At 44.2% G+C, this 25777-nt stretch carries 23 protein-coding genes and 1 tRNA gene; 13 read left to right on the top strand and 11 right to left on the bottom strand.

Features of this window, described 5'->3' with window-relative positions:
- Positions 1-75 precede the first annotated feature (75 nt).
- From L3V27_RS20940 to arcA, 3 genes are all read right to left on the bottom strand, one after another.
- On the bottom strand, positions 76-171 hold the full coding sequence (locus tag L3V27_RS20940) for a hypothetical protein (RefSeq protein ID WP_031780631.1): 96 nt from the start codon (positions 169-171) through the stop codon (positions 76-78).
- A 99-nt stretch (positions 172-270) separates the two neighbouring features.
- Positions 271-1275 (bottom strand): ornithine carbamoyltransferase, encoded by a 1005-nt coding sequence (locus L3V27_RS20935; protein WP_012841385.1) that lies wholly within the window; start codon positions 1273-1275, stop codon positions 271-273.
- A gap of 156 nt (positions 1276-1431) precedes the next feature.
- A complete protein-coding gene (arcA, locus tag L3V27_RS20930; protein ID WP_005397470.1) occupies positions 1432-2652 on the bottom strand; it encodes an arginine deiminase in 1221 nt (406 codons plus the stop codon).
- Between the two features lie 583 nt (positions 2653-3235).
- On the opposite strand from arcA, the gene rraB reads away from it, so the two are divergent.
- On the top strand, positions 3236-3649 hold the full coding sequence (gene rraB / locus L3V27_RS20925; RefSeq protein WP_005381081.1) for a ribonuclease E inhibitor RraB: 414 nt from the start codon (positions 3236-3238) through the stop codon (positions 3647-3649).
- Positions 3650-3815: 166 nt separating this feature from the next.
- Positions 3816-4616, top strand: a complete 801-nt coding sequence (locus tag L3V27_RS20920) for a hypothetical protein (protein ID WP_237312665.1) — start codon at positions 3816-3818, stop codon at positions 4614-4616.
- Between the two features lie 19 nt (positions 4617-4635).
- Here the strand turns inward: L3V27_RS20920 and L3V27_RS20915 are convergent, their stop codons facing one another.
- The 5 genes from L3V27_RS20915 to pepA all read right to left on the bottom strand — a co-directional run bounded on the left by L3V27_RS20915 (position 4636) and on the right by pepA (position 11292).
- On the bottom strand, positions 4636-5541 hold the full coding sequence (locus L3V27_RS20915) for a bifunctional helix-turn-helix transcriptional regulator/GNAT family N-acetyltransferase (RefSeq protein ID WP_080936680.1): 906 nt from the start codon (positions 5539-5541) through the stop codon (positions 4636-4638).
- 115 nt (positions 5542-5656) lie between these two features.
- Complete coding sequence (locus tag L3V27_RS20910) at positions 5657-6061, bottom strand: DUF2061 domain-containing protein (protein ID WP_053809377.1); 405 nt, start codon at positions 6059-6061, stop codon at positions 5657-5659.
- A 202-nt stretch (positions 6062-6263) separates the two neighbouring features.
- The gene (locus tag L3V27_RS20905; protein ID WP_237312663.1) at positions 6264-9122 is read right to left on the bottom strand and encodes a valine--tRNA ligase; all 2859 of its coding nucleotides are present in this window, start codon (positions 9120-9122) and stop codon (positions 6264-6266) included.
- Positions 9123-9218: 96 nt separating this feature from the next.
- Entirely contained in the window at positions 9219-9668 is a 450-nt protein-coding gene (locus L3V27_RS20900; RefSeq protein ID WP_046873623.1) for a DNA polymerase III subunit chi, read from the bottom strand.
- A gap of 115 nt (positions 9669-9783) precedes the next feature.
- A complete protein-coding gene (pepA, locus tag L3V27_RS20895; RefSeq protein WP_005397459.1) occupies positions 9784-11292 on the bottom strand; it encodes a leucyl aminopeptidase in 1509 nt (502 codons plus the stop codon).
- Between the two features lie 200 nt (positions 11293-11492).
- Between pepA and lptF the strand changes: the two genes are divergently transcribed.
- Positions 11493-12593, top strand: coding sequence for an LPS export ABC transporter permease LptF (gene lptF, locus L3V27_RS20890; protein WP_006742363.1), 1101 nt, complete (start codon positions 11493-11495; stop codon positions 12591-12593).
- Between the two features lie 3 nt (positions 12594-12596).
- On the top strand, positions 12597-13667 hold the full coding sequence (lptG, locus tag L3V27_RS20885) for an LPS export ABC transporter permease LptG (protein WP_237312661.1): 1071 nt from the start codon (positions 12597-12599) through the stop codon (positions 13665-13667).
- Between the two features lie 87 nt (positions 13668-13754).
- Here the strand turns inward: lptG and L3V27_RS20880 are convergent, their stop codons facing one another.
- Together L3V27_RS20880 and L3V27_RS20875 are read right to left on the bottom strand one after the other, a co-directional pair.
- Complete coding sequence (locus L3V27_RS20880) at positions 13755-14234, bottom strand: RDD family protein (RefSeq protein ID WP_005397453.1); 480 nt, start codon at positions 14232-14234, stop codon at positions 13755-13757.
- Positions 14235-14418: 184 nt separating this feature from the next.
- Positions 14419-15687 carry a DUF2254 domain-containing protein gene (locus tag L3V27_RS20875; RefSeq protein ID WP_104970976.1) on the bottom strand — a complete coding sequence of 423 codons (1269 nt, stop codon included), beginning with the start codon at positions 15685-15687 and terminating at the stop codon, positions 14419-14421.
- A 227-nt stretch (positions 15688-15914) separates the two neighbouring features.
- Between L3V27_RS20875 and L3V27_RS20870 the strand changes: the two genes are divergently transcribed.
- Together L3V27_RS20870 and L3V27_RS20865 are read left to right on the top strand one after the other, a co-directional pair.
- On the top strand, positions 15915-16580 hold the full coding sequence (locus L3V27_RS20870; protein ID WP_109170278.1) for an SDR family NAD(P)-dependent oxidoreductase: 666 nt from the start codon (positions 15915-15917) through the stop codon (positions 16578-16580).
- Between the two features lie 190 nt (positions 16581-16770).
- Positions 16771-16855: transfer RNA gene (locus L3V27_RS20865), tRNA-Leu, on the top strand.
- A 199-nt stretch (positions 16856-17054) separates the two neighbouring features.
- Here L3V27_RS20865 and L3V27_RS20860 read toward each other — a convergent pair.
- The gene (locus L3V27_RS20860; protein ID WP_046873617.1) at positions 17055-18338 is read right to left on the bottom strand and encodes a carbohydrate-binding protein; all 1284 of its coding nucleotides are present in this window, start codon (positions 18336-18338) and stop codon (positions 17055-17057) included.
- A gap of 247 nt (positions 18339-18585) precedes the next feature.
- Here L3V27_RS20860 and L3V27_RS20855 point away from each other — a divergent pair, with 247 nt between their 5' ends.
- The 7 genes from L3V27_RS20855 to L3V27_RS20825 all read left to right on the top strand — a co-directional run bounded on the left by L3V27_RS20855 (position 18586) and on the right by L3V27_RS20825 (position 25270).
- A complete protein-coding gene (locus L3V27_RS20855; protein WP_025767645.1) occupies positions 18586-18891 on the top strand; it encodes a PTS sugar transporter subunit IIB in 306 nt (101 codons plus the stop codon).
- An 88-nt stretch (positions 18892-18979) separates the two neighbouring features.
- Positions 18980-20314: a PTS sugar transporter subunit IIC gene (locus L3V27_RS20850; protein ID WP_167713413.1), complete on the top strand. Its 1335-nt coding sequence runs from the start codon at positions 18980-18982 to the stop codon at positions 20312-20314.
- A 51-nt stretch (positions 20315-20365) separates the two neighbouring features.
- Positions 20366-20677, top strand: coding sequence for a PTS lactose/cellobiose transporter subunit IIA (locus L3V27_RS20845; RefSeq protein ID WP_031780628.1), 312 nt, complete (start codon positions 20366-20368; stop codon positions 20675-20677).
- A 10-nt stretch (positions 20678-20687) separates the two neighbouring features.
- Entirely contained in the window at positions 20688-22010 is a 1323-nt protein-coding gene (locus tag L3V27_RS20840; RefSeq protein ID WP_005397437.1) for a 6-phospho-beta-glucosidase, read from the top strand.
- A gap of 18 nt (positions 22011-22028) precedes the next feature.
- Entirely contained in the window at positions 22029-22784 is a 756-nt protein-coding gene (gene chbG / locus L3V27_RS20835) for a chitin disaccharide deacetylase (RefSeq protein ID WP_237312659.1), read from the top strand.
- 105 nt (positions 22785-22889) lie between these two features.
- Positions 22890-23888, top strand: a complete 999-nt coding sequence (locus L3V27_RS20830) for a LacI family DNA-binding transcriptional regulator (protein WP_006742369.1) — start codon at positions 22890-22892, stop codon at positions 23886-23888.
- A 128-nt stretch (positions 23889-24016) separates the two neighbouring features.
- Positions 24017-25270 carry an HD-GYP domain-containing protein gene (locus L3V27_RS20825; RefSeq protein WP_237312657.1) on the top strand — a complete coding sequence of 418 codons (1254 nt, stop codon included), beginning with the start codon at positions 24017-24019 and terminating at the stop codon, positions 25268-25270.
- Positions 25271-25777: the final 507 nt, after the last annotated feature.

Genomic DNA, 25777 nt, shown 5'->3' with positions numbered 1-25777 from the left:
TATAACATTGATGACTACATCCAAATTGCCGAAAGGAATTTTGGACATAAAAAAACCTCCCCAAATGGGGAGGTTTTAAAATTCAATAGAATTAACGAAAATAACACCACGTAAGCGTAGTCGCTTAGCTAGAGCAAATCGCGTTTTCATGTCGGCAATTAGCTTGGTCATTTCTTAATCCTCAGACAAATTGCCGAGCATTATACGCTTAACTTTCGTGAGCGCAAGCGATTACATCATGGTTTTTAGCGGCTGTTTTGGCTTGCTAGTTTAGCTTCCTAATGTTGCTACCATCACGGCTTTGATAGTGTGCATACGGTTTTCAGCTTCGTCGAATACGATGGAGTATTCTGACTCAAATACCTCTTCTGTTACTTCAAGGCCTTTCATGCCGTATTTTTCAGCGACTTCTTTGCCGACGGTGGTCTCATCATTGTGGAAAGCAGGAAGACAGTGCATGAATTTCACATGTGGATTACCCGTTTGTTTAATCACGTCCATATTGATTTGATATGGTGTCATTAAAGCCACACGTTCATCCCATGCCTCAGCGGATTCACCCATAGATACCCAAACATCGGTGTAAAGGAAGTCACAACCCTTCACGCCTTCCTCCACGCTTTCAGTTAATGTGATTTTTGCACCAGTTTGCTGCGCGATAGTTTGGCAAGTTGCCACCAAATCTTCTTCAGGCCAGAACGCTTTTGGCGCGACAAGGCGAATATCCATGCCCATTTTAGCGGCACCCACCATGAGCGAGTTGCCCATATTGTTGCGTGCATCGCCTAGGTAAGCGAAGGTCATTTCATGCAGCTGCTTACCACGTCCGTGCTCTTGCATGGTAAGGAAATCGGCAAGGATTTGGGTAGGGTGGAACTCATCAGTCAAACCATTCCACACTGGAACACCAGCATAAGTGCCAAGCTCTTCAACAATGGATTGGCCAAAGCCGCGGTATTCGATGCCATCATACATGCGGCCAAGTACGCGAGCGGTGTCTTTCATTGATTCTTTATGGCCAATCTGAGAACCAGAAGGGCCTATGTAAGAGACTTGAGCGCCTTGATCAAAAGCTGCGACTTCAAACGCACATCGGGTACGAGTCGAAGATTTCTCAAAGATGAGTGCAATGTTTTTACCTTGAAGTGTCTTCTGCTCTGTTCCTGCATATTTTGCTTTTTTTAGCTCTGCAGACAGTTCGAGCAAGAACTGGATTTCTTTGGTTGAGAAATCCAATAGCTTCAAAAAGTTGCGGTTACGTAAATTGAAAGCCATAGCTCGTCCCTTAGTACGTGTGATTGAATTAATAGAATGCATTAAAACATATAAATGCTTTATTTGTGAATAGTTATTTTTGTGTAGAACTAAAAAAGGTTGATGCATTCACATCAACCTTAGTTTTTATTCATTTAATGTAAAAGGACGAATTGGTTATATATCGTCTCGTTCTATCGGACAACTCATGCAGCGGGCGCCACCACGGCCACGGCCAAGCTCGTTACCTGGGACTGTCAGTACTTTGATACCAGCTTTGTCGTATTTTTCGTTGGTGTATACATTGCGTTCGTAACCAATCACAACGCCCGGTTTTACGGTAAGAACGTTATTGGCGTCATTCCATTGTTCGCGCTCAGCTTCATAACTGTCACCACCCGTGGTGATGATTTTCAGCTGATCTAAGCCAAGAGCAGACTCAATCGCATGTAGGTAGTTATGAGATGCTTCAACATGCATTTCACCATTGCCTTTTGGTGTTAAGCGCCATGTGTCGAGATCTTTGCGCATGATCTCTGGGTAAACAGAGAACGTGTCCACATCCATATGGGTCATAACGGTGTCTAAATGCATGCATGAACGGTGTTTAGGCAGATCAATCGCAATCACTTCGGTCGCTTGTCCTGCCTTAAACAGGCTCGCTGCAAGGTTCTCTACGCCTTGCGCGGTCGTACGCTCAGACATACCGATCAGAACTGCACCTTTACCAATAACCAACACATCACCGCCTTCGACATTCGCATTATCATAATGCAGATCATCATCACCGAAGTATTTGATAAAGTCTTGGCCAGCAAAAATTGGGTGCCAACGATAAATTGCACGTAAGTGGTTTGTTTCACGTTGGCGTGCTGGCATCATCATTGGGTTGAGCGATACACCACCATAAACCCAGCATGAGGTATCACGCGTAAATAGGTGGTTAGGTAGCGGCTCAATAACAAAATCCAGCGGACGCTTCATTTTTGGCAGCATAGAAGATGAGGTGATCGGCAGCTCTGAGTAAGCTAAGCCACCTAAAAAGATGCTGGCAAGGTGTTCATCATCCATTTCTGAAAAATATTGGCGCAGGTCTCGCGCAAAGGTTGGCCCGTAACGAAAGTCAGAAATCTGAGTATTTAGCAGCCACTGTTTTGCTTCTGGAACGGCGAGAGTTTCGACCAGTAAATCGTGGAGGAGAAGCACTTCTACATCTTGATCGCGTAGCGTGCGTGCGAACGCATCGTGCTCTTCACCGGCCGCTTCTACAGCAAGAACATCATCAAACAGTAATTCATGACAGTTTGATGGAGTTAAGTGGGTTAGGGCGCGCTCTGGGCGATTTAATAGAACTCGTCGAAGTTGACCAACTTCTGATCCAACGTACAGCTTGCTCATTTTGTATCCTTACAAATTTTCCAGCCGTTAGTTATGACAAGCTTCCTAGAAAGATGCAAATCACTACGCTTTGCCTATATTCTGAGTTTTTATTGATTTTTAGATTTTAGTTTTGGGTGTTTTACTTTTTAAGTCTTGTTTTAGGTTTAAATTCTATTTTGTGAAATGTGGAGAGCGTGCGTTTTTATTCTAATTTTCCCGTTGAGAAAGAATACATGCATAGTGCATAAAACGTGCATTTTTATTCTAAATTATGCATTATTAAAGTGAGTTTATTCGTTATGCTTCTTCGTTTTACACGTGAGTGTATTCAAGAAAGCGCCATAAACACGCACAGAAAGAGAAAATAACCGCATTAAGTGTCAGTTAGGATGTTCTGAATATTAAAAAATGCCATTTTTTGTTAATTTTTTGTTTCTTTGCGTGGTCGGTTTAATATTTATATTCAAATAACCGATAAGAATCGCGGTGGTATGATGTTTGTTTGTGGCTTTTCATCGCAATCCATGCCATATTTCACCGGATCAGCATACTCAGTATCGGGTATAGTGTTTCTATCAAGTAACTAATCTGGAGCCAAAACATGTCTCACGAAGATGAATATCTATCAGTAGAAGAATTAATTGAGATTCAAAAGGAAGAGACTCGCGATATCATTGCAGCATTGCTAGAAGATGGCAGCGATCCAGATTCGCTATACGAAATCGAGCACCACCTGTTTGCAGAAGATTTTGACACGCTAGAAAAAGCGGTAGTTGAAGCATTCAAGATGGGTTTTGAAGTGCTTGAAGCGGAAGAAACTGAAGATGAAGATGGCAACAAGTTGCTTTGCTGTGACGCAACCATGGAATCAGCATTAGACGCAGAAGCCATTGATGCGCAAGTTGAAAAACTGATTCACTTGGCAGAAAAATACGACATCATCTACGACGGTTGGGGTACGTACTACGAAGGCGAAGATGCGCTTTACCCTGAAGAAGATGAAGACGACGAGTAATCAAAGCTCACCTCTTTTAGAAAAACCAGCGTTTAACGCTGGTTTTTTTATACCTTGAAAATGGCATCCAACAACAGATGAATGTGGAGGTGATAAATAATTCACATTGAGTTTATAGGGGATTTCTCCCTATAATGCGTGAAAATTGATCTAGCGCAAGGTGTATATGCAACTCTCACTCGCCGGTTTATGGCAAGTCTCTCCACTGACGGACCTCTCGATTCCACAGGATGACATCACTTTTCCCGCCCCTTTAAGTCTGGTCCTGCCTGATGAATTGACGGAAGAAGCGATTCGTCAACAAGAATGGCACTTGATGCACGATATTGAAGTGGATGAGGCGATGATGGCATTTCCTGTAGTGGAAATGGTAATGGGTGGTGTTGATTACCATGCGGAGGTACGTTTGAACGGCGTGGCTGTGTTTGATTGTGATGGCTCGCAAAGTGTGTATAAGAAAGACATTCGCCCATACATGCAAATGGGGCGTAATCGCTTTGAGATATTGTTCCTAGAGGAAGAAGAAGATCTTTTATTCGATGAGGATAAGCCAGAGCTGTGCCCGCTTTCTGAACATCAATATAAGAAAAGTGATGAGCGACTGGGCGTGTGGCAAGAACCGTACTTGCAGTTTATTCGCAACGTGCGTTTAGAGCGCGTGGCAACCGAGCAGATTTGGCACCATGGTGGCGGGTGTGAATTTAAGGTCGATTTGTATTACCAGACATTTGCACCAGGGCTAGTGTCAGCAGCGGTAAAGTTTAATGGCATGACTTACCATATCCCAATTGACGTTCGTGCAGATCACGCCAGCGCACTCTTTCAGATTGAAGCGCCAAAGTATGCTGATCTTAATGACCCTGATCCAAATGATCTCTATCAGTTGTCTGTTGAATTGGATGGGCAACGCCAAAACTTCACTGTTGCATTGAGCCAGGAGCTTTGCGTTACCCATGTTTTGCTTTAACGTCTGATAATATTTTTTATTACAGTACCTTAAGCATTACGACTTCACATGCATCATGCCCTGTTTGCCCAAGCGGGGCATCAAGATGCTCAAAGCCTAGCTTTTCATACAAGCCTACCGCCTCTCTTAGACATTCTGTTGTCTCTAAATAGCACTGCTGATACCCAAGCTGTTTCGCCAGTTGTAAGCTCAATGCGACGATGCGTTTGGCTAAACCGTGTCCTCGTGTTTGAGGTAAGAAGTACATCTTTTGCAGCTCACACACATTTGGCTCACCAGCTAAAGGGGCAAAGCCACCGCCACCAACGATCTCTCCGCGATGTTCAATGACCCAATAGGCGGCCCCGTTTTGATTATACACCGAATACATATCATCAAGCGTTGGATCTGCCACACCATAACCTCTGTCTGCGGTTAAGCCGTATTCTGCGGAGACTTTACGAATTACGTCTGCCACTTGCGGATTGTCTGCTTTGGTAAGAGGTCGAAGGGTGTATTCCTCTGCCTGACACACTTTTGTTAGCCCTTTTAGGTAAGTCTCTAGACCAAGTTTGAGTTGTTCTTGCTCACAGTCATCAAGTTGTGTAAGCAACTGCTCAAAAAAGCTGTTTTGCTGTTGGTCTAGTTGCGATAACGCCTGCTGTCCTTGAATTGTGAGCACTACGAGTTGGCTTCGTTTATCTTTCGGGTTTTCGATGCTCTCAACCAAACCTAATTTAATCAAACCAGTAATGGTGCGGCTTGCATTGGACTTGTCGACACTAAGCTGCTGCGCCAGTTGGTTGATGGTCAATGGTTGCAATTGGATTTCACCTAATGCGTGCGCTTGTACCGGGGTAAGAGCGACATCGCCGCATTGTTTATCGAGCATACCAAGCAATCGGACGGCTTGACGGGAGTAGTGTCGGAGTTGACGAGCGTTCATTATCACTTACCTCTAAAAATAAAGTTGCGCACCGCAATTAAATTAATTGCGGTGCGCAACTTTGTCAATGATAAATGTCATTTGGCTCGTTAGGAGACGTAGTGAGCCTCCATGTTTAAGCGTGGTGATGTAAACAAAACTGCAGTGCTGGAGTTTTTGCTGATGATTTACGCATCCATACTTTCTCGTGGAAGTAGTAAGCCACCGTATTCAAACTCGGCTCTAGCATCGCCATTACGCCGCCGACAAATGCATCACCTGTTAGTAAGTAAACCACGGTAAAAGCGACGCTGAAGTGCACGGTCGCAAAGCTTGCGGTTTTTAATTTGGTCATCCACTGACGAGCTTTAAGTGCTGGGACTTTTGCCCATGCCTTTTCATGAAAGTAGAAGGCTACGGTGTTCACTGAAGGCTCAATCATGGCAATTAAACTACCAATTAAAATGTCGCCTGTGAGTACGTAAGCGACACTAAATGCGATAGTAAAATGCAGTGCTGCGAAAGTTAGTGTCTTTTTCATGATAATTACTCAATCGTGTTTGTTTCGATGAGTTTATTATCGATAATAATTCTCATTAATGCTAATGGATGATGAGTATTGTTGCGATAGGGGAAAGCTATTGATGATGGTTTTTGGTGAAAGATATACAAAAAAGGTTGACCATGATGGCCAACCTTTGGATTCAAAGTGAGAAGTGTTAGTTCTTCTCTTTTACTGAGGCTTAAAGTGCAGCGATCGTTGTCTTCTGCTCTTCTAGCTTAGCTAGTGTCTCTTTGTAGCCTTCAAGCTTCTCACGCTCTTTAGCAACAACCGCTTCAGGTGCTTTCGCTACAAAGCCTTCGTTGCCCAGTTTGCCTTCGATACGCTTGATTTCGCCGTGCGTCTTCTTGATTTCGCCATCTAGACGAGCAAGCTCTGCATCTTTGTCGATCAAACCCGCCATTGGGATCATCAGCTCAGACTTGCCAACCAGTGCCGTTGCACACGCAGGGGGCTCTTCGCCAGCTTCAAGCACGCGTACTGCTTCTAGCTTCGCTAGAGACATCAATACTTGTTTGCTTGCTTCTAGACGAGAGGCGTCTTTCTCATTCGCTGCTTTCAGCATAACGTCTAGAGGCTTGCCAGGGTTGATGTCGTACTCTGCACGTAGGTTGCGGATGCTAGTGATGAACGCTTTCACCCATTCGATGTCGTCTAGCGCTTCTTGGTGGAAGTTCGCTTCGTCGAATTGAGGCAGCGTTTGTAGCATGATTGTCTCGCCCTCAACACCGTCAACTAGTGGCTTGATGCTTTGCCAGATAGTTTCTGTGATGTAAGGAATCACTGGGTGAGCCAGACGTAGCGTCTTCTCAAGTACCGTGATTAGTGTACGGCGAGTACCACGCTGTTGCGCTTCAGTACCTTTCCATAGAACGGGTTTAGTTAGCTCTAGGTACCAGTCACAGAATTGGTTCCAGATGAATTCGTAAAGTGTGTTTGCAGCCATATCTAGACGGAAGTTGTCGATATGGTTGTTGAACGCTTTCGCTGCGAGTTCAAACTGAGACTCGATCCACTTGTCTGCTAGTGAGTACTCGATCTCACCTTCACCAAAACCACAATCTTGCTCTTCTGTGTTCATCATTACGTAACGGCTTGCGTTCCATAGTTTGTTACAGAAGTTACGGTAACCTTCAAGACGCTTCATATCCCAGTTGATATCGCGACCTGTTGATGCCATTGCTGCAAGAGTGAAACGCAGTGCGTCTGTACCGTATGCTTCGATACCGTTTTCAAACGTCTTACGCGTGTTCTTCTCGATCTTCTTCGCTAGCTGAGGCTGCATCATGTTGCCACAACGCTTCTCTACTAGAGACTCTAGGTCGATACCATCGATCATGTCGATTGGGTCAAGTACGTTACCTTTCGACTTCGACATCTTGTCGCCGTTTTCGTCACGGATTAGGCCGGTAACGTAAACTGTCTTAAATGGTACTTGTGGTTTGCCATTTTCGTCTTTCACGAAGTGCATGGTCATCATGATCATGCGCGCAACCCAGAAGAAGATGATGTCGAAACCAGTTACTAGAACGTCTGAAGGGTGGAATACTTTCAGATCGTCAGTTTGCTCTGGCCAACCTTGAGTACCGAACGTCCATAGTGCAGAAGAGAACCATGTATCCAGTACGTCTTCGTCTTGGTGCAGTTCAATGACTGACTCTAGGTTGTTGTTCTTGCGAACTTCTTCTTCAGTGCGACCTACGTAAACATTACCTTGGTTGTCGTACCAAGCTGGGATGCGGTGACCCCACCATAGCTGACGAGAGATACACCAGTCTTGAACGTCACGCATCCAAGAGAAGTACATGTTTTCGTATTGCTTAGGAACGAATTGGATGTCGCCGTTTTCTACTGCTTCAACTGCTGTTTTCGCTAGAGGCGCAGTACGTACGTACCATTGGTCAGTTAGCATTGGTTCGATAACCACGCCACCACGGTCGCCGTAAGGAACTTGTAGATCGTGATCTTTCACTTCTTCAAGTAGACCTAGCTCGTCGAATTCAGCAACGATAGCTTTACGAGCGGCAAAACGCTCCATACCGTGGTATTTAGCTGGTAGCTCAGTGCTGTAAGCGTCGCTTGCTTCGCCGTTAGTGTTGAATACTTCTGCTGCGTCGCGGATGTTCGCGTCGAAAGTCAGAATGTTGATCATTGGTAGCTGGTGGCGCTTACCAACTTCGTAGTCGTTGAAGTCGTGCGCAGGTGTGATTTTCACACAGCCAGTACCTTTTTCCATATCGGCGTGCTCATCGCCCACGATTGGGATGCGACGATCAACGATAGGAAGGATGATTTCTTTACCGATAAGATCTTTGTAACGTGGATCTTCTGGGTTAACTGCAACACCCGTATCGCCTAGCATGGTCTCTGGACGAGTCGTTGCAACAACGATGTAGTCTTTGCCATCCGCTGTTTTAGCACCATCTGCTAGTGGGTAGCGGAAGTGCCACATGTGGCCTTTAGTGTCTTTGTTCTCTACTTCTAGATCTGAGATCGCTGTGTGTAGCTTTGGATCCCAGTTAACTAGACGCTTACCGCGGTAGATTAGATCGTCTTCGTATAGACGTACGAAAACTTCTTGAACGGCGTTAGATAGACCATCGTCCATCGTAAAGCGCTCACGGTCCCAGTCTACTGATGCGCCAAGACGACGAAGCTGTTTAGTGATAGTGCCACCAGATTCGCCTTTCCATTCCCAGATTTTGTCGATGAAAGCTTCACGACCGTAATCGTGTTTTGTTTTGCCTTCTTCTGCAGCGATCTTACGCTCAACAACCATCTGAGTAGCGATACCAGCGTGGTCAGTACCTACTTGCCAAAGGGTGTTTTTACCCTTCATACGTTCACAACGGATAAGCGTATCCATGATCGTATCTTGGAACGCGTGGCCCATGTGTAGGCTACCAGTGACGTTCGGTGGCGGGATCATGATGCTGTATGATTCTTTAGTAGTGTCACCGTGTGGCTTAAAGTAGCCTTTCTCTTCCCAAGTCTGATACAGAGCTTGTTCGATTGAAGTTGGGTTGTATGTCTTTTCCATAGCGCTCTTTTAATGGATACGTTGATGGTTGAATCTTAGTCAATCTTTATAAGTGAGGGATCTTAACAAGATCGCCTTAACTATAAGGATTGACCGTTAAGGATATTGAATTTCGATCGTTTGCAGCTGGTAACCTGCTTGACGGTAAATTTTATATCTTTCTCTTGCGAGTTGTTTAGCTTTTTCTTCGCAGGGCACGAAGTCTACCACTTGAGCAAACTTGTTCGCAAAGGTTGTCTCATTTTCCGCCAAATTAATTACCAATTGACGATTCCAAGACGGCTTTACACCGTTATGGCCGATCTCAATATTGGTGGCGTATTTCGGTCCTTCGCCTACGAGGTTATGTGCCATGAACTTGTCTGCATCAACTTGCCAAAAGGCTTCAGCGAGCTGCTCGGCGTGTGGTTTGTCTTGGCAGTTTAAATACACTTTAGCGCCTTGGCGGGCAAAGTGCTGCGCCAAAAACACAATGTACTCTTCAAAGCCAGCCACCGTTGCTTGCGGGCTCTCTTCGTTAATGATGTAGAAGGTTGCAGTTTGCATCATTCTCTCACTTGCCTTGGGTCTCTTCCTAAGACCATCTTAAATCCCATTTTCATTTTAGAAAATTAGGATAATAAAAAAGGGCCTTGCGGCCCTTTTAGATTTTGTTCAGAAATTACTCTTCTGTCTCTTGGCCGCTGCGGTTCAAAAGGAATTGGACAAGCATTGAGACAGGACGGCCCGTTGAGCCTTTCGCTGCGCCTGATTTCCACGCAGTACCTGCGATATCGACGTGAGCCCAGTTGTACTTCTTCGCGAACTTAGATAAGAAGCAACCCGCAGTGATAGTACCAGCAGGGCGGCCACCAATGTTTGCCATATCCGCAAACGGGCTCTTCAGCTGTTCGTGGTACTCATCTGCCATTGGTAGACGCCATGCACGGTCACTCGCTTGCTCTGAAGCGTTAACTAGCTCATGAGAAAGAGGGTTGTGGTTAGAGATAACGCCACTGATGTGGTGACCTAGTGCGATAACACAAGCACCAGTTAGGGTTGCAACGTCAACCACGCAGTCTGGTTCGAAACGCTCTACGTAAGTCAGTGCGTCACAAAGAACAAGACGACCTTCTGCATCCGTGTTCAGAACTTCTACAGTTTGACCAGACATTGTCGTTAGGATATCACCTGGACGGTAAGCATTGCTGCCAGGCATGTTTTCACAGCCTGCTAGAACACCAATAACGTTAATTGGTAGGTTTAGCTTCGCTAGCGCTTTCATTGTACCGAATACCGATGCCGCACCACACATGTCGTACTTCATCTCATCCATACCTTCACCCGGCTTTAGAGAGATACCGCCTGAATCGAAGGTTAGACCTTTACCTACAAGCACGATAGGTTTTGCATCTGAGTCAGGGTTACCTTTGTACTCGATGATAGACATCATAGATTCGTTTTTAGAACCACGACCGACTGCTAGGTAAGAGGTCATACCCAGTTTTTCCATCTCTTGCTCACCAATGATTTTGGTGGTTACGGTTTCGTAATCGTCCGCTAGACGACGAGCTTGAGAAGCAAGGTAAGCTGGATTAGCTACGTTTGGCGGCATGTTGCCAAGGTCTTTTGAGGCTTTGACACCTGATGCGATAGCGAGACCATGAGTGATTGCTTTTTCACCCAAGTTTAATTCACGACGCGTTGGTACGTTGAAAACAAGCTTGCGCAGTGGGCGGCGAGTCTCAGGTTTAACGCTCTTGAATTGATTAAATGTGTATAGACCATCTTTAGTCGCTTCTACAGCCTGGCGTACTTTCCAGTATGTATCGCGACCCTTAACATGCAGTTCAGTTAGGAAACATACCGCTTCCATTGAGCCTGTCTCGTTAAGCGTGCTGATCGTCTTTTGAATGATTTCCTTGTACTGGCGCTCGCCAAGTTCACGTTCTTTGCCGCAACCGACAAGTAAAACGCGCTCTGACAAAACACCTGGTACTTGATGCAGTAGCAGCATCTGACCAGGTTTACCCTCTAGATCACCACGGCGAAGTAGTGAACTGATGTAACCGTCACTGATTTTATCAAGTTGTTCGGCTACTGGAGAAAGGCGACGTGGTTCAAACACACCAACAACGATACATGCGCTACGTTGTTTCTCTGGACTGCCACTTTTTACACTGAACTCCATGCGTACTCCTACATCCTGAAGACAAATTGCTCTAAATGTTAGATAATGATCGCTTACTTGTTGAATTTTAGCTCCAGGCTTACATGCAGAGCTGATTAAGCGACTAACATCTAGTTTATAATTTTTAAAAAAATAAATGGTTCAACGGGAAACTATAGTGATTCGACCAAAAAAACAAGTTTTGTATAGGTAATTTCAGCGTGATTATTGTTAGATATTTGATCCGCGAAACACTCAAGAGCCAATTTGCGATTTTTTTCGTACTTTTTTTGGTGTTTGTAAGCCAGAAATTCATAAGTGTTCTTGCTGATGCTTCTGATGGGGATATTCCTGCTGGATTGATTTTCTCGATTGTTGGTTTGAATATGCCAGCAATGGGGTTGTTAATGCTGCCTTTGAGTCTGTATATCGGCATACTGATCACCTTTGGTCGCCTGTATGCAGAGAGCGAAATTGTCGTTATGAACGCGACAGGTATTGGTAACAAATTCCTGGTACAAGCGGCCTTGTACTTAGCACTGATTACTTCTGCTGTGGCGGCTTTCAATGCATTGTGGTTATCGCCGTGGTCTCAAGACCGTGTTGAGCAACTTTATGAACAAGTGGCAGCAGAAAACAGCGTTGACTTGCTAAAGAAAGGGCAATTCCAAGGCACGCCAGATGGTTCATCGGTTGTCTTCATCGATGACATTAAAGACAATACATTGAGCAACGTTTTTGTCGCGCAGATGCGCCCGAGAGATTCAGTATTGCCGAGTGTGATGTTCTCGTCCTCTGGTGAAGTAAAAGAACTGTCGGACGGCCGTCAGGTCATCACCATGAAAGAAGGCACGCGTTATGAAGGTGTGCCTACTCGCGTTGAATATATGATCACAAAATTCGATGAATACGAAGGCGTTATCGGCCAGCGTGAGGTCAAAAAGAAAGGGCGAGATTGGGAAGCGTACCCAACGGTTGATTTGATTGGACACCCAGACCCAGAAGCACAAGCAGAGCTGCAATGGCGAATTTCGTTATTTGTGTGTATTCCACTCTTAACGATGCTGGTTATTCCTTTGTCGGCGGTGAATCCGCGTCAGGGACGATTTGCCAAAATGGGGCCCGCGATTCTTATTTATCTAGCGTATTTCCTGGCGATTAGTGCAACAAAATCTGCATTAGAAGATGGTGACATTCCGGCGGCAATCGGCATGTGGCCAATTAATGCGATGTTACTGATTGTCGCAATCATGGCCAATATGATGGACAGCGTTGCTGCTCGACGAATAAAAGACAAATTCCGTAAGAAGAGGCTCGCGTAAGCTGTGTTCAAAATCTTAGACCTTTACATCGGTAGAACCATCATCTCTACCACTGCCTTGGTTTTAGCGACGTTTGTTGGCTTATCGGGCATCATCAAATACGTAGAACAGTTACGTAAAGTAGGGCGAGGCGTGTATGACCTCACTCATGCGTTGTACTTTGTGTTGCTGAGTGTGCCGCGTGATATCGAAATGTTCTTCCCAATGGCGGCATTACTCGGTGCCCTTATTGGTTTGGGTATGTTGGCGTCAAGCTCTGAGCTGGTGGTGATGCAAGCTGCTGGTTTCTCAAAGTTGGATATCGGGTTATCCGTGCTCAAAACGGCGGTGCCACTTATGCTTATCGTTATGACGTTAGGGCAATGGGGCGCTCCAGAAGCACAAAAGATGGCGCGTGACTTACGTGCGTTTGCGATATCGGGAGGTAGTATTGTCTCAGTTCGTTCTGGAGTTTGGGCTCGTGACGCAAACGACTTTATCTTTATAGGTAAAGTCGAAGACGACAAGCTTTATGCTTTAAATATGTGGCGTTTTGATGATGATAAGAATCTACAAAAAGTTATTTTCGCCGAAGAAGTCGACTATCAACAAGATAACAACTGGTTGATGCGCGACGTACAAATCACGGATATGAAAAATGAAAACGTGATTTCGAAGCAAGACATCGAACAGGTGGAATGGCATACGTCATTGGCTCCAGATAAGCTAGCTGTGGTGACGGTAAAGCCTGAAGAGTTATCACTGAGCGGTTTGTATGATTACGTGACCTATCTGAAAGCATCAGAGCAAGATGCGTCTCGCTATGAATTGGCGTTTTGGCGTAAGTTGACACAGCCGCTTTCAATTGCCGTGATGATGTTGATGGCGCTATCGTTTGTTTTCGGTCCACTCAGAAGTGTGACCATGGGGGCAAGGGTATTGTCGGGCGTGGTTGCCGGGTTTACTTTTTATATATCCAGTGAGTTCTTTGGCCCATTAAGCTTGGTATATGGCATATCCCCAGTGTTTGGTGCATTGGCTCCGAGTCTGGTGTTCTTAGCCATTGCGATTGCGCTGCTGAGAAGAAAGCTGTAGCTGAAGTATCACCGAATAAACCATGTTTCATCGGACTAAATGTAAAAGGAAGGCATTATGCCTTCCTTTTTTGTATTCCCGGATAAGTTAGTTTGCCTTAGGCAACACAACAACCTCTGTTTTTGCCCAAATGTCGTGGAAACCACGTTTCTTGGGATCAATCGGCACAGTCAGGTTTGCCAAACCAAAGCCAGATGTTGCAATGCGAATCAGGGCTTGAGTGACTGTAATCGGAGCACCGTCTTTGGCATTGCGAACTCGAAGTTTCCAAGCGCGCATCCCAAGTGTTTGCCCTGCTCGCGTCCAGAAGAAGACAAAGAAGTATATCCACACAACCGCAAGATACAGTGTAAATAGAGGGCTTAATACAGGGTGCTTTCCGAGCATATCAGCGGCATCTGCGTACTCGCCATAGCTCAACAGCCCTGCTGCATTTAGTGCAAATACAACGGCCATAACAATACCTGCGGCCATCATTTCAATTGCGATAATAATCAATGTGTCGTAAATCAACGCTGCAAGTCGACGAAAGAGACCAGCAGGTGGAAGAGTTGTAGACGTCGTCATTATTCCATCACTTACCTTAAAAATTGTGCGTCAGAATATAGATTCCCTCACCAAGAGAAAAGAGACCTAACGCACAGAGTCTTTAATTATGCATAAACGAAGTGACTTTTCTGCTGTGTGTTATGAACACATATCACGATGTACAAGGCCTTTCGGTAACCTATTTCAACTGAATTTTACTTGCCTAACCATTAGCTTTTTGGTCTGTAACTAGATTAGACAGATGAGAGAGTTGGTGTTTCTCATCTTCGGTATAATGCTGGCTCAAGGAGAGCTCTAAAGCTTTTTCTGATAGCTTGGTTGCAGGTGATAAAAACAACTTGGGGTGCATACTAGAGAGAGCTAGCAAGGCTTTTTGTAGGCGAATCTGTATTTGGAGTTGCGCTGCACCATCGTGCGCGATTGGCAAAAAGACATCATCAAATAAATCTTGGCAGCTTAATGCGGGCACAAATAGCCTAGGGTATCGAGTCTTGGTGGGAGGTTCGCTGAGTAACTCTCCCCATAATGAAAGCGCTCGTACAGAACGCCCAAGAACATCAATCGCGGTACCGTTATCATTCACTGCGGGGGAGAGAGCTCGTGAGGCGATCTCCGCCATTACGACTAATCCAAAACGAGGATCTTGATCATAGGAACGCTCCGTTCGAATCGTGAAGGCTGCCGTTATTTCGTTTTCGTCTGGCAACGCTCCACAAACCCAAGCCAATGGTTGACTCACATACACAAAGCTTCCTGGTTGTCGTTCAAGATAGATAGTGCATTGGTTTGCTTCGGCAATACTATCGAGATGATGCATATCAACATGCTGTAAGTAGCCAATTTCTTGGCTGAAAATAGGCTTGCTTCCTCTGGGTTTATGTTCTGGATGGCTCCATGGGTGAGCACCTAGCCAACGCTCTTTGCCCCGTTTTCTTATCGCATCTAACAAGGCTTGCTCTACGTATGAAGTGGTTTCACTGACCCTTCCTAGTACGGAAAGGTGCTGAATCCAACGTAGCAGAGTGAGTATGATCATCACGATTACGGCGATAGTCACGATGAACAGATAAATTTGTGCTTGTTGATGATAGGCCCCAATACCTAGCGCGATAATTCCTACCAAACTAAATAGAAAAGAGCCAAGAAAGGTTGCTAAGGCATTTTGTGTTGTGCTGTCTTCCATCAACAGTTTTGTCGCTCGCGGCGTTACCCCTGCACTAGCGGCACTGTACGCTGAGACCATTATATTGAGCGAGAATGTGGTCACCGCAAGCATGGAAGTCGCGAGGATATTTAATATGTTGTTAAGCAAATCCTTACTGACGTTGATTGCAGGAGGCAGAGTAATGAACTGGTTTAAAACAATGGATATTAGGGCAGTGGCGACAGCAAGCAAGGCATAAAGTGACGTGCGAACCCACAGTTTGCGCGTCATTTGCTTCAGTAACCATTGCCATTTTGACCCAGTCATTCGTATGCTCCTATTAGGCTCTTACTCGAAAGTCGATAGAAAATTCAGAAAGTTATTCTTGCTTAAGCATAGGTTAAATCTTCCTCATTCTACTTGGTATTTCATGCATCATGAGAGTAAGAAAGCCGCTTGCTTCAAAGAATGGTGTTCTTGAGGTGTGAATTACCAAGATTCTGTTACCTTAATTGATAGATGCATTAAAAGTATGTGATAGAAAAGAGGTAGCCATGATTGTAATTACAGGTGCAAGTAGCGGTTTAGGGGCTGAGCTGGCAAAGCGTTATGATGCGGAAGACAAAGAGACGTATATCATAGGAAGAAACACAGAAAAACTATCCGCATTAGCTAAACAACTCTCTCATAACGTCGGCTATCAAGCTTGCAACCTTTCACTGCATCAAGATGTGAAACACCTATTTGATGGGATGAAACAGCCGCCTGAAATGGTCATTCATAGTGCAGGAAGTGGTTATTTTGGCGAACTGGAAGAGCAGGAACCGGAAGAGATTCAAAAACTGATTGATAATAACCTGAATTCTGCCATTCATGTATTAAGAGAGTTAGTAAAGCGTTACAAAGATCAACCGATAAAAGTGGTCATGGTTATGTCTACTGCTGCGCAACAGCCTAAAGCGCAAGAGTCTACGTATTGTGCTGTGAAGTGGGCTGTCAAAGGATTAATCGAGTCGGTTCGTTTGGAGTTAAAAGGAAAGCCAATGAAAATTATCGCGGTTTATCCTGGTGGAATGGATACGGAATTCTGGAAAACAAGCGGCAACATGATGGACACGAGTCACTTCATGCAAGCGGAAGATGCTGCCGAGATGCTCCATACGGCTTTGTCGAGCATCGGGAATGGTTATGTTTCTGATATTACAGTGAATAGAATTTAAAAAGAGTTACGTATACTCATTTCCACCTGGAACAGTAGTAGGAAATGGAGTGTACGTTTCTTATCAGTACAGCTTTGTCACACTTTGTGGCGAAATTATCAGCAAACGATAGTTATTTAAGGTATTTCTGCTTGCGCAGGTCAAAAGCTTCCGTATAATGCCAATCATCAAAGGGCAATAGCCCAAAGATGCCGGTGTGGTGAAATTGGTATACACGACGGATTCAAAATCCGTTGCCTTCGGGCGTGGCGGTTCAAGTCCGCCCACCGGTACCATAATTCATATGATAAAGCCTCGACGTAAGTCGGGGCTTTGTTGTATCTAGGGTTTGTGAATTCAAATCCAGCGTGGCGTCAGGAATGCCAGGCCCAGTCAGTCCACTCTTTACTGCTTTCCATTTTTACTTTTCTAAAAATAAAAAAGCGCGAGGGATTACCTCGCGCAAGCTACTACATGATAATAGTAGGGAACAGCTTATAGAGCTGTGAACAAGGTGTTCTGTGAGTCAGGTGTCCAATCGGCTTGAGAGACGTGTGGGACGTTGACGAGATAACGTTTGCCAGAGTACGTCACTACATCTCCCTCTTTATATGAAACATTCACTTCCCAATTTGTTGCCGGATCAGCATTGGTCCAAAGGCTAGAGGTTGGGGAAGGTGCCCAGTCCTGCTGTGCGTTATGGCTGGTCACTGCTTGGTAAACGGTGCCTAAATGTAGGACGTAGTCGCCAGCGTTGTAGCTATGACCAACTTGCCAGTTTGGTGTGTAGTTATCCATCGTATCGAATACATAGCCAGCTTGTTTTGCTAGTCGGATAAATTCCGCTAATTTAGGTAAATTCTTGGTTGCACCCATTCCTCGCTTACCATCTTCAAACAAAAACTCATGCGTTAGAATAATGACCTTGTCTGCGTGGAGTGGTGTACCACATGGAAACTCTTGTGCTTTTGAGTTGATCGGGTTGATGGTGGTAGGAGCACAGTTGTTCAATGCTGCATCTACGTAACCTAGGAAAGGTTCTGCCTCTGTTAGACTGTTGGCTGGCATTGCTATCCCCCAGTTTTCAGGTGCCCAATCTACATCCCAACCATGTGTTTGATAGCCTTTATTAGCCAGAATGTTTTGTACCGCAATTGAGGCTTTCACACTGTTTGATGGGTCGTTGATATTACAAACGTAGCCTGGTTCCCAAGGTTTAAAGTCATCAGACGTTGCACATAATCCATCTGCTTTGAAGTCTTTAGTCACGCGCCAGCCGTTGGTGTAGGGCAGTCTAGCAAACTCTGTTGCCTTATAATTCGGGTAGCTTGTAATGTTAGGCAAATACTTCTCTAACACAGATAAGTTTTCCGTAAACATTGAGGCATCGTAAACAGGATCTTGGTACGAGTTAAGCTGGTGGTCGCCGGTAGCATTACATTCTGCTGCGCTATTAGGTCCAAACTCATCAACGCAGTTATGAACCATATGATCGTAACTATGGTTCGCGACAATATGACCAGTGTCTAATGCGAGCTTTAAGGCTTCTAGCGAACGGTCTTCATTCTCATCACCAATTCCGTCTAAGTGCCAAGCATTAAAGTAAAACGTCGCTTTGATATCTTCCTGGTTAAGTACTTGAATAACGTCAATAGAAGCATTGATTGGTCCATCATCAAACGTTAGATAAATGGTGCCTTTAGAGTCGGTTTGAGCAAATGAGTATTGTGATAGTGCGGCACTTACAAGCGTTGCAATAGCCAATTTATTAAATTTCATTCTCTATTCCTTTTTAGAAATTAATAACGACGTTGTCAGTAGTAATATATTGATAATTTGAAACCTAATGTAGTGTCTTAATTTATTTCCTGACTTTTATCCTAGACCTAAATAATTACTAAAAAACAGGTCGTATTTTCTAAATTGGGATTGTGTTCACGAATAATGCAACCGGTTGCGCTTTTTTGTCTTGGTTATTTTTGCTACAGTTTTTGCAGGTTGAAATTTACACAACGGGAGTAAGGCTATGAAAAAGATCCTTTTATGCTGTAGCGCAGGGATGTCAACCAGTATGCTTGTTAAAAAAATGGAGCAAGCTGCTGAAAATAAAGGAATTGAGTGCAAAATTGATGCGATGTCAGTGAATGCATTTGAAGATGCAATTAAAGAGTACGATGTTTGCCTTCTCGGGCCTCAAGTACGTTTTCAGCTAGAAGAGCTAAGAAAAACGGCGCAAGAGCATGGTAAAAACATTGATGCGATTTCTCCTCAGCATTATGGAATGATGAAGGGAGAGGAAGTACTAGAGCAAGCATTAGAATTAATTAACTAAACCATAGTTTTAAATTAAAAAAGATAACTGTACATCAAATATAAATATTTGATGCGGGATTCTTTTGCCTAAAATAAGGATGGATTCTATGAAGCTTTATGACGCAATTATAGGCGCAGTCGAAAAGCATATAGCCCCTATAGCAGCAAAAGTGGGGAATCAGCCCCATGTTCGAGCAATGAGAGACGGTTTTATAGTTGCAATGCCGTTTATTATTGTCGGTAGTTTCATTTTGATTTTTGCATTCCCACCATTTGCCGAAGACACGACCTTTACTTTTGGTCGAATTTGGCTCGATTTCGCCACCACACATTTTGATACCATAATGATGCCCTACAACATGTCGATGGGGATCATGACCATTTTTGTTTCGCTCGGCGTTGCTTATAGCTTAGCTAAGGCTTACAAGATGGATGGGATCACGAGTGCTGTATTGTCGCTGATGTCTTTTTTACTCATCGCGGCCCCTGCTAAAGATGGCGCGTTGTCTATGTCACACATGGGAGGAACCGGGATCTTCACTGCTGTGATGTGTGCATTCTTCTCGGTAGAGCTCTACCGTTTTATGAAAAAACACAACATTACGATTCGCATGCCAGAGCAAGTTCCACCGGCGATTGCACGATCATTTGAAGTACTGTTACCAGTCTTAGCGATATTCATTACCTTATATCCACTTAGCCTTTTCGTGCAAACCCAGTACGACATGTTGATTCCAGATGCGGTCATGGCAGTTTTTAAGCCTTTAATTAGTGCGTCTAACTCATTGCCTGCCATTATTGGCGCTCTATTGCTTTGCCAACTACTTTGGTTTGCGGGTATCCATGGTGCTGCAATTGTTGTGGGGCTGCTTTCTCCAATTTTCTTGACCAACATTGGTGCCAACATCGAAGCCTTTGTTGCAGGTGAACCGATTCCAAACGTATTTACTCAGCCTTTCTGGGATTTTTACATCTTTATCGGTGGCTCTGGTGCAACACTTGCTCTTGTTATGCTGATGTCATTTAGCCGTTCTGTTCACCTTAAGAGTATTGGTCGAATGAGTGCGGTGCCTGGCTTCTTCCAAATCAATGAACCTGTGATCTTCGGTAGCCCAGTTGTGATGAACCCGACCTTGTTTATCCCGTTCGTCTTCGCTCCAGTCATCAACGCTACGATAGCGTACTTTGCTGTGCATGTCGGCTTTGTGGGTATGGGGGTCGCTACAACGCCTTGGACAACACCAGCACTGATAGGTGCTTCGTGGGGTAGCGGTTGGACCTTTGCTCCAGTATTGCTCGTCATTGGTTTATTGATTCTTGATCTAATTATCTACTTCCCATTCTTCAAAATGTTTGAGAAGCAAATGTTGGAGCAAGAACTACCAACGACGAAAGAAACTAAGGATGAGACGCAACCTTCAGGTGAAGGTGTTACTGCTTAACGGTGCTTAATGGGCCGCAATTACCGCGGCCCGATTTTCGGAGAGAAAATGATGGAACAAGAATTGGTTGTGATGGAGATCATCTGTAATGCTGGCGAAGCCAGAAGTTTGAGCTACGAGGCGTTGCGTTTATCTAGAGAACAAGATTTTGATGCGGCTGAGGAGAAGCTCTCTCAAGCAAGAGAGTGCATTAACAAAGCCCACTTAATTCAGACTCAGTTGATTGAGGAAGATCAGGGGGAAGGGAAAGTCCCGATGACGTTAGTGATGGTACATGCTCAAGATCACTTAATGACCACGATTTTGGCTCAAGAAATGGCTGTAGAAATCGTTGCACTGAACAAAAAAATCTCGAACAAATAAGGGGAGAAAAATGTCTAGAGAGGCGATCAAACTTGCCATTATTGGCGGTGGTAGTAGCTATACTCCTGAACTGGTTGAAGGGGTTATTAAGCGCTTAGAATATTTACCCGTTAAGAAGATTCATTTTGTGGACATTGAGTCAGGAGCAGAGAAGCTTGAGATTATCAAAGGTCTAGCGCAGCGAATGGTTGATAAAGCAGGTGCAAAGATTGAGATAAAAGCAGACTTTGATCGTCGTGCTGCGATAAAAGATGCGGACTTTGTGATGACGCAGTTCCGTGTGGGTGGTCTTGCTGCTCGTGCTAATGACGAGCGAATTCCAATTAAATACGACGTCATCGGCCAAGAAACAACAGGCCCTGGTGGGTTTGCTAAAGCACTGCGAACCATCCCGGTTATTCTTGATATATGTAAAGATATTGAAGAGTTGGCACCCAATGCATGGATGCTCAATTTCACCAACCCTGCGGGTTTGGTCTCTGAAGCCGTCAGTAAGTACACCAAAGTAAAGAGTATTGGTTTATGTAATGTGCCGGTTTCGATGGAAATGATGATCGCAGAAATGATGGAGTGCGAGCCAAAAGAGCTACAACTGGAGTTTGCCGGATTAAACCATCTCGTTTGGGTGCACAAAGCATGGCTCAATGGAGAAGATATTACTCAAACGGTATTAGAGAAAGTCGGTGATGGTGCTAACTTCAGCATGAAGAACATCTGGGAAGAACCGTGGGATCCAGCATTTTTAAAAGCGCTGGGGGCGATACCATGTCCTTACCATCGTTATTTCTATCAAACCGATGCTATGCTCGCTGAAGAGAAACAAAGCGCGGGTGAAAAGGGCACTCGTGCTGAGCAGGTAATGGAAACAGAAAATGCGCTATTCAAGCTCTATCAAGATCCTAATCTCGATCATAAGCCGAAAGAGTTAGAAGAGCGGGGTGGGGCTTATTATTCAGATGCATCACTAAACTTGGTTGATTCAATTTATAACAATCGTAATAGTATTCATGTTGTTAACGTCTTAAATAACGGAGCGATTAACGGCCTCCCCGACGATGCTGTGATTGAGTGTAGCGCGGTGATTGGTAGTTGGGGCGCGAAACCTCTTGCGGTTGGTGAGCTGTCAAACAATATCAAAGGATTACTCTATCAAGTCAAAGCATATGAACAGTTGACAATAGACGCTGCTGTGGAAGGTAATTATGACAAAGCGCTCATGGCATTAACCAACAACCCATTGGTGCCAGACATTGGTCGTGCCAAGTCAATTCTGGATGATATCCTAGCGGTGAACGCTCCGTATTTACCTCAATTTAAACTAACGACGTTGTAGTACTAAGGAAGGGCGCCAATGAAAGTCATTTTTAATGCTGATGATTTTGGTTTAACGAGAGGTGTAAATAACGGCATCGTAAAAGCTCATCAGCAAGGTGTTGTTCATTCAACCACCATGATGGTCGGTATGGATGCTGAGAAACATGCTTTAGAGTTGGCTCGCCATAATCCAGACTTGAGAATTGGCGTTCATCTTAGGTTTACAGCGGGAGTGCCTCTAACTGGGCACCCTAATTTGACCAACGGTCGAGCGCATTTTATCAAATACGACGAACTGTGGGGTAAGCAGGACTTCGAAACTCAGGTCATTTATGACGAAGCAAAAGCTCAGGTGGAACATTTTTTATCGCTTGGGTTAGAGCTAAGCCACTTAGATAGCCATCATCACGCGCATACTCACCCTCAAATTTTGCCCGTTATTAAAGAGGTAGCGAGTGAATACCGAGTGCCACTGCGGGGCACTGGCTTGTGTCAAGAATCGATTACAACAAGGTATGTCTTTACTGACGAGTTTTACGATCAAAAAGTAAGTTTAGATGGTTTGATGGCGCATTTATTGAGTCTAAAGACAAACTATGATTTGGTTGAGGTGATGTGCCACCCGGCAGAGGCCGATCAAGCGCTGATTTTAAAGAGTGGTTATGCGCTTCAGCGAGAGCTAGAGTTACAAGTTCTAACCTCTCCCATTTTAAAAGAACAGTTAGCTCAACATGGTATAGCTGTCACGGATTACTCTGAGCTCGTTTCTACCAATCAAATGGTCGGTGTATGATTAAAGGCTGCCAGCTTCGCCCCCTATAAGCACCTTACGAATTGCTGGCAGCCGTTCTACACAAACGGATATTTAATAACAATTGCAGTTGGACCCAATAGCATTATGGCAAGGATTAAAGATGTCGCCGAACTCGCCGGTGTAAATCGCTCTACCGTTTCTCGAATCATTAATGGGGAGGGGAAGTTTCGCGAAGAAACTCGAAAAAAAGTAGAGCAAGCTATGGCGCAACTGAATTATCGCCCGAGTGCGATTGCTCGTTCACTCGCAACCTCATCCAGTAATATGGTTGGCTTATTGGTGACTTACTATACGGGGGGCTTCTTTGGCGAGATGATGGAGCAGGTTCAGACTGAGCTGGATATTCATAAAAAGTTTCTGATTACCGCTCAAGGACATCATTCTGCAGAAGGTGAAAAGGAAGCCATTCAGCGTTTTAATGATCTGCGTTGTGATGGCTATGTCCTCCATAGTCGTTATTTGTCAGATGATGATTTACGTGAATTAGCAAAACAGCCTACGCCTTTCGTTCTTCTGGATCGCTATGTTGAAGGAATAGAAGAGCGTTGCGTTACTTTTAATCATCATCATGCAAGCCGTATTGCCGTCGAGCATCTTTTAGCTGGTGGTCATAGAAAAATCGCCTGTATTACCGGTCCATCCCAACGTCATAATAGTTTATTAAGAAAGCTTGGGTACGTTGACGCGATGAAGGACGCAGGTATCGATATTGACGAAAGCTGGTGTGAAGAAGGGAATTATGGTCGGCAAAGTGGTTATGATGCAATGGCTGCAATTTTACAACGACACCCTGAAGTTACTGCAGTCTTTTCTTGCAGTGAGGAAATGACGGTCGGTGCAATGCAGTACTTACACGAGCACAATATTTCAGTACCGGAGCAAATCTCTTTAACTAGCTTTGACAGTGTCGACCTTTGTGAAAGCCTTTATCCTACAGTGTCGGCAGTGCACTTTCCTATCAGTGATATGGCCCGTGTAGCGGTACAAACATTAATGGGATTAGTCAAAGGTCAAGAAATAATAGATAAGCCAACGTTCGAGGCTCAGCTAAAAATACGCAAAGCAGATCGAACCTTAAAGTAGCTTGCTTTTGCTCATTAAATGAGTCATTAGAAATGACCATCTGATGTTTTGATACTTACTGATGAATTTATTCACAAAATTTACTAGTATTCTAACTCTCTTAGGCAACGTAAATCAGTAGTGAATAAGTGGCAGCCATTAAACTTACGGTCGATCGTATTCAACCCGGATTACATATCCGTCTTCCGCTAAAGTGGAACGATCACCCTTTTCTACTCAATAGTTTTAAGATTAAAGATCAAGAACAAGTCGAGATGATCCGTCACCTCGGTGTAAAGTTCGTTTACTTTAATCCAGAGCAAAGTGATGCCGCACCACTTCCAGTCGACCAGATACAAGCTGATAGAGTAACGAATGAAGCGTCGCTAGATCATGAAACTCAAAAACTTTGGCAAGAAAAACAAAACCGCATAGAAAAGTTAAGTGCGTATCGTCGACGCGTTATCCAGTGCGAAAAAGAGTTTGAGCGCTCTCTTGCGCGTATGCGCTCGGTCATGACGAAAATTCGTAATCGTCCAACAGCTGCCGTTGATGAAGCGAAGCTTCTTATTGAAGATATCGTCGAGAAGTTAATGTGTGATGATAATGTCACTCTACACCTGATGAACGGTAAAAATGAGTTTGAAGATATTTATTTCCATTCGTTGAACGTTGCTGTTGTCGCCATGATGATTGGCCGTGCTAAGGGGTACTCAGCTGCGCAGTTGAAAGAGCTTTCATTCTCAGCGCTATTCCACGATATCGGGAAAATAAAAATTCCTACCGCAATATTAAGAAAGCAAGCACCGCTGACGGAACCAGAAACTAACTACTTAAAGTTGCACACCAAATATGGAGTAGACCTTGCGAGTCAAATAGAAGGTTTTCCCGAAGTTGCAAGAGTTGTGATTGCACAGCACCATGAACTAAGAGATGGGTCTGGCTATCCCAAAGGTCTGAAAGGAGATGAGATCAACGAGTTTGCTCAAATTATTGCTGTAGCTAACGCATTTGATAACTTGTGTCATACACCTATAGTCTCAGAGCAAAAAATTCCTTATACCGCACTCTCTCATTTATATAAGAACTGTAAACACCTATATAAAGAAGAAAACCTGAATATCCTGATTAAGTTTATGGGCGTGTTTCCTCCAGGCACTGTGGTTCAGCTTTCCAATAATATGGTGGGCTTGGTTATCTCAGTGAATGCATCGCATCTATTATTCCCAAATGTATTGGTTTACGATCCATCAGTGCCAAGGACGCAGGCGCCAATCATTGATCTTGCATCAAAGGATATAAAGATAGTTAACGCTATTCATCCGTCTAAATTGCCGGAGAAAATCAAAGAGTATCTTAATCCGCGTTCACGCATTTCTTACTTCTTCGATAGTGATGAGTAGTTATCCACAGATTTTTGTGGGTAAGCTGTAGAGATCTTGAGTGTTATTTAGGGGGAATTTTGAGGTTGGGTGGAAAGTATCCACTTGGCATGTTTTTTTAGAAAAAATGCATTTTTAGTATTGCCAAAGAAAATCTTATCCCTATAATGCGCACCCATCGACACGGCAGACGCCACAAGGCTTCAGCAGGGTCGAAGAGGTAAAAAGGTTCTACGAAAAATTAGTTGAAAAAAGTGTTTGACACTAACAACCAAATCGCTAGAATTCACCTCCGCTTTGAGAGAAAAACTTCTCGAAAAGCAAGCTCTTTAACAATATAGACCTATCAATCTGTGTGGGCACTCGTTGATGATAATCCAAATAGTTTCTTCGGAAACAATTTAGGTTTCAATGAAACGAAGTGACCATTGAATCTTCGGATTCAGCACAGTCAATTCAAACATTACTTATGTAATGTTCAGTATTCATTGAGCCGAACAAAATCTTAAATTGAAGAGTTTGATCATG

The sequence above is a fragment of the Vibrio sp. J2-3(2022) genome (assembly GCF_021725735.1).
Lineage (GTDB): Bacteria > Pseudomonadota > Gammaproteobacteria > Enterobacterales > Vibrionaceae > Vibrio > Vibrio diabolicus.
Note: the sequence above shows the minus strand (reverse complement) of the source record. Positions and strands in the feature narration are given on the sequence as shown.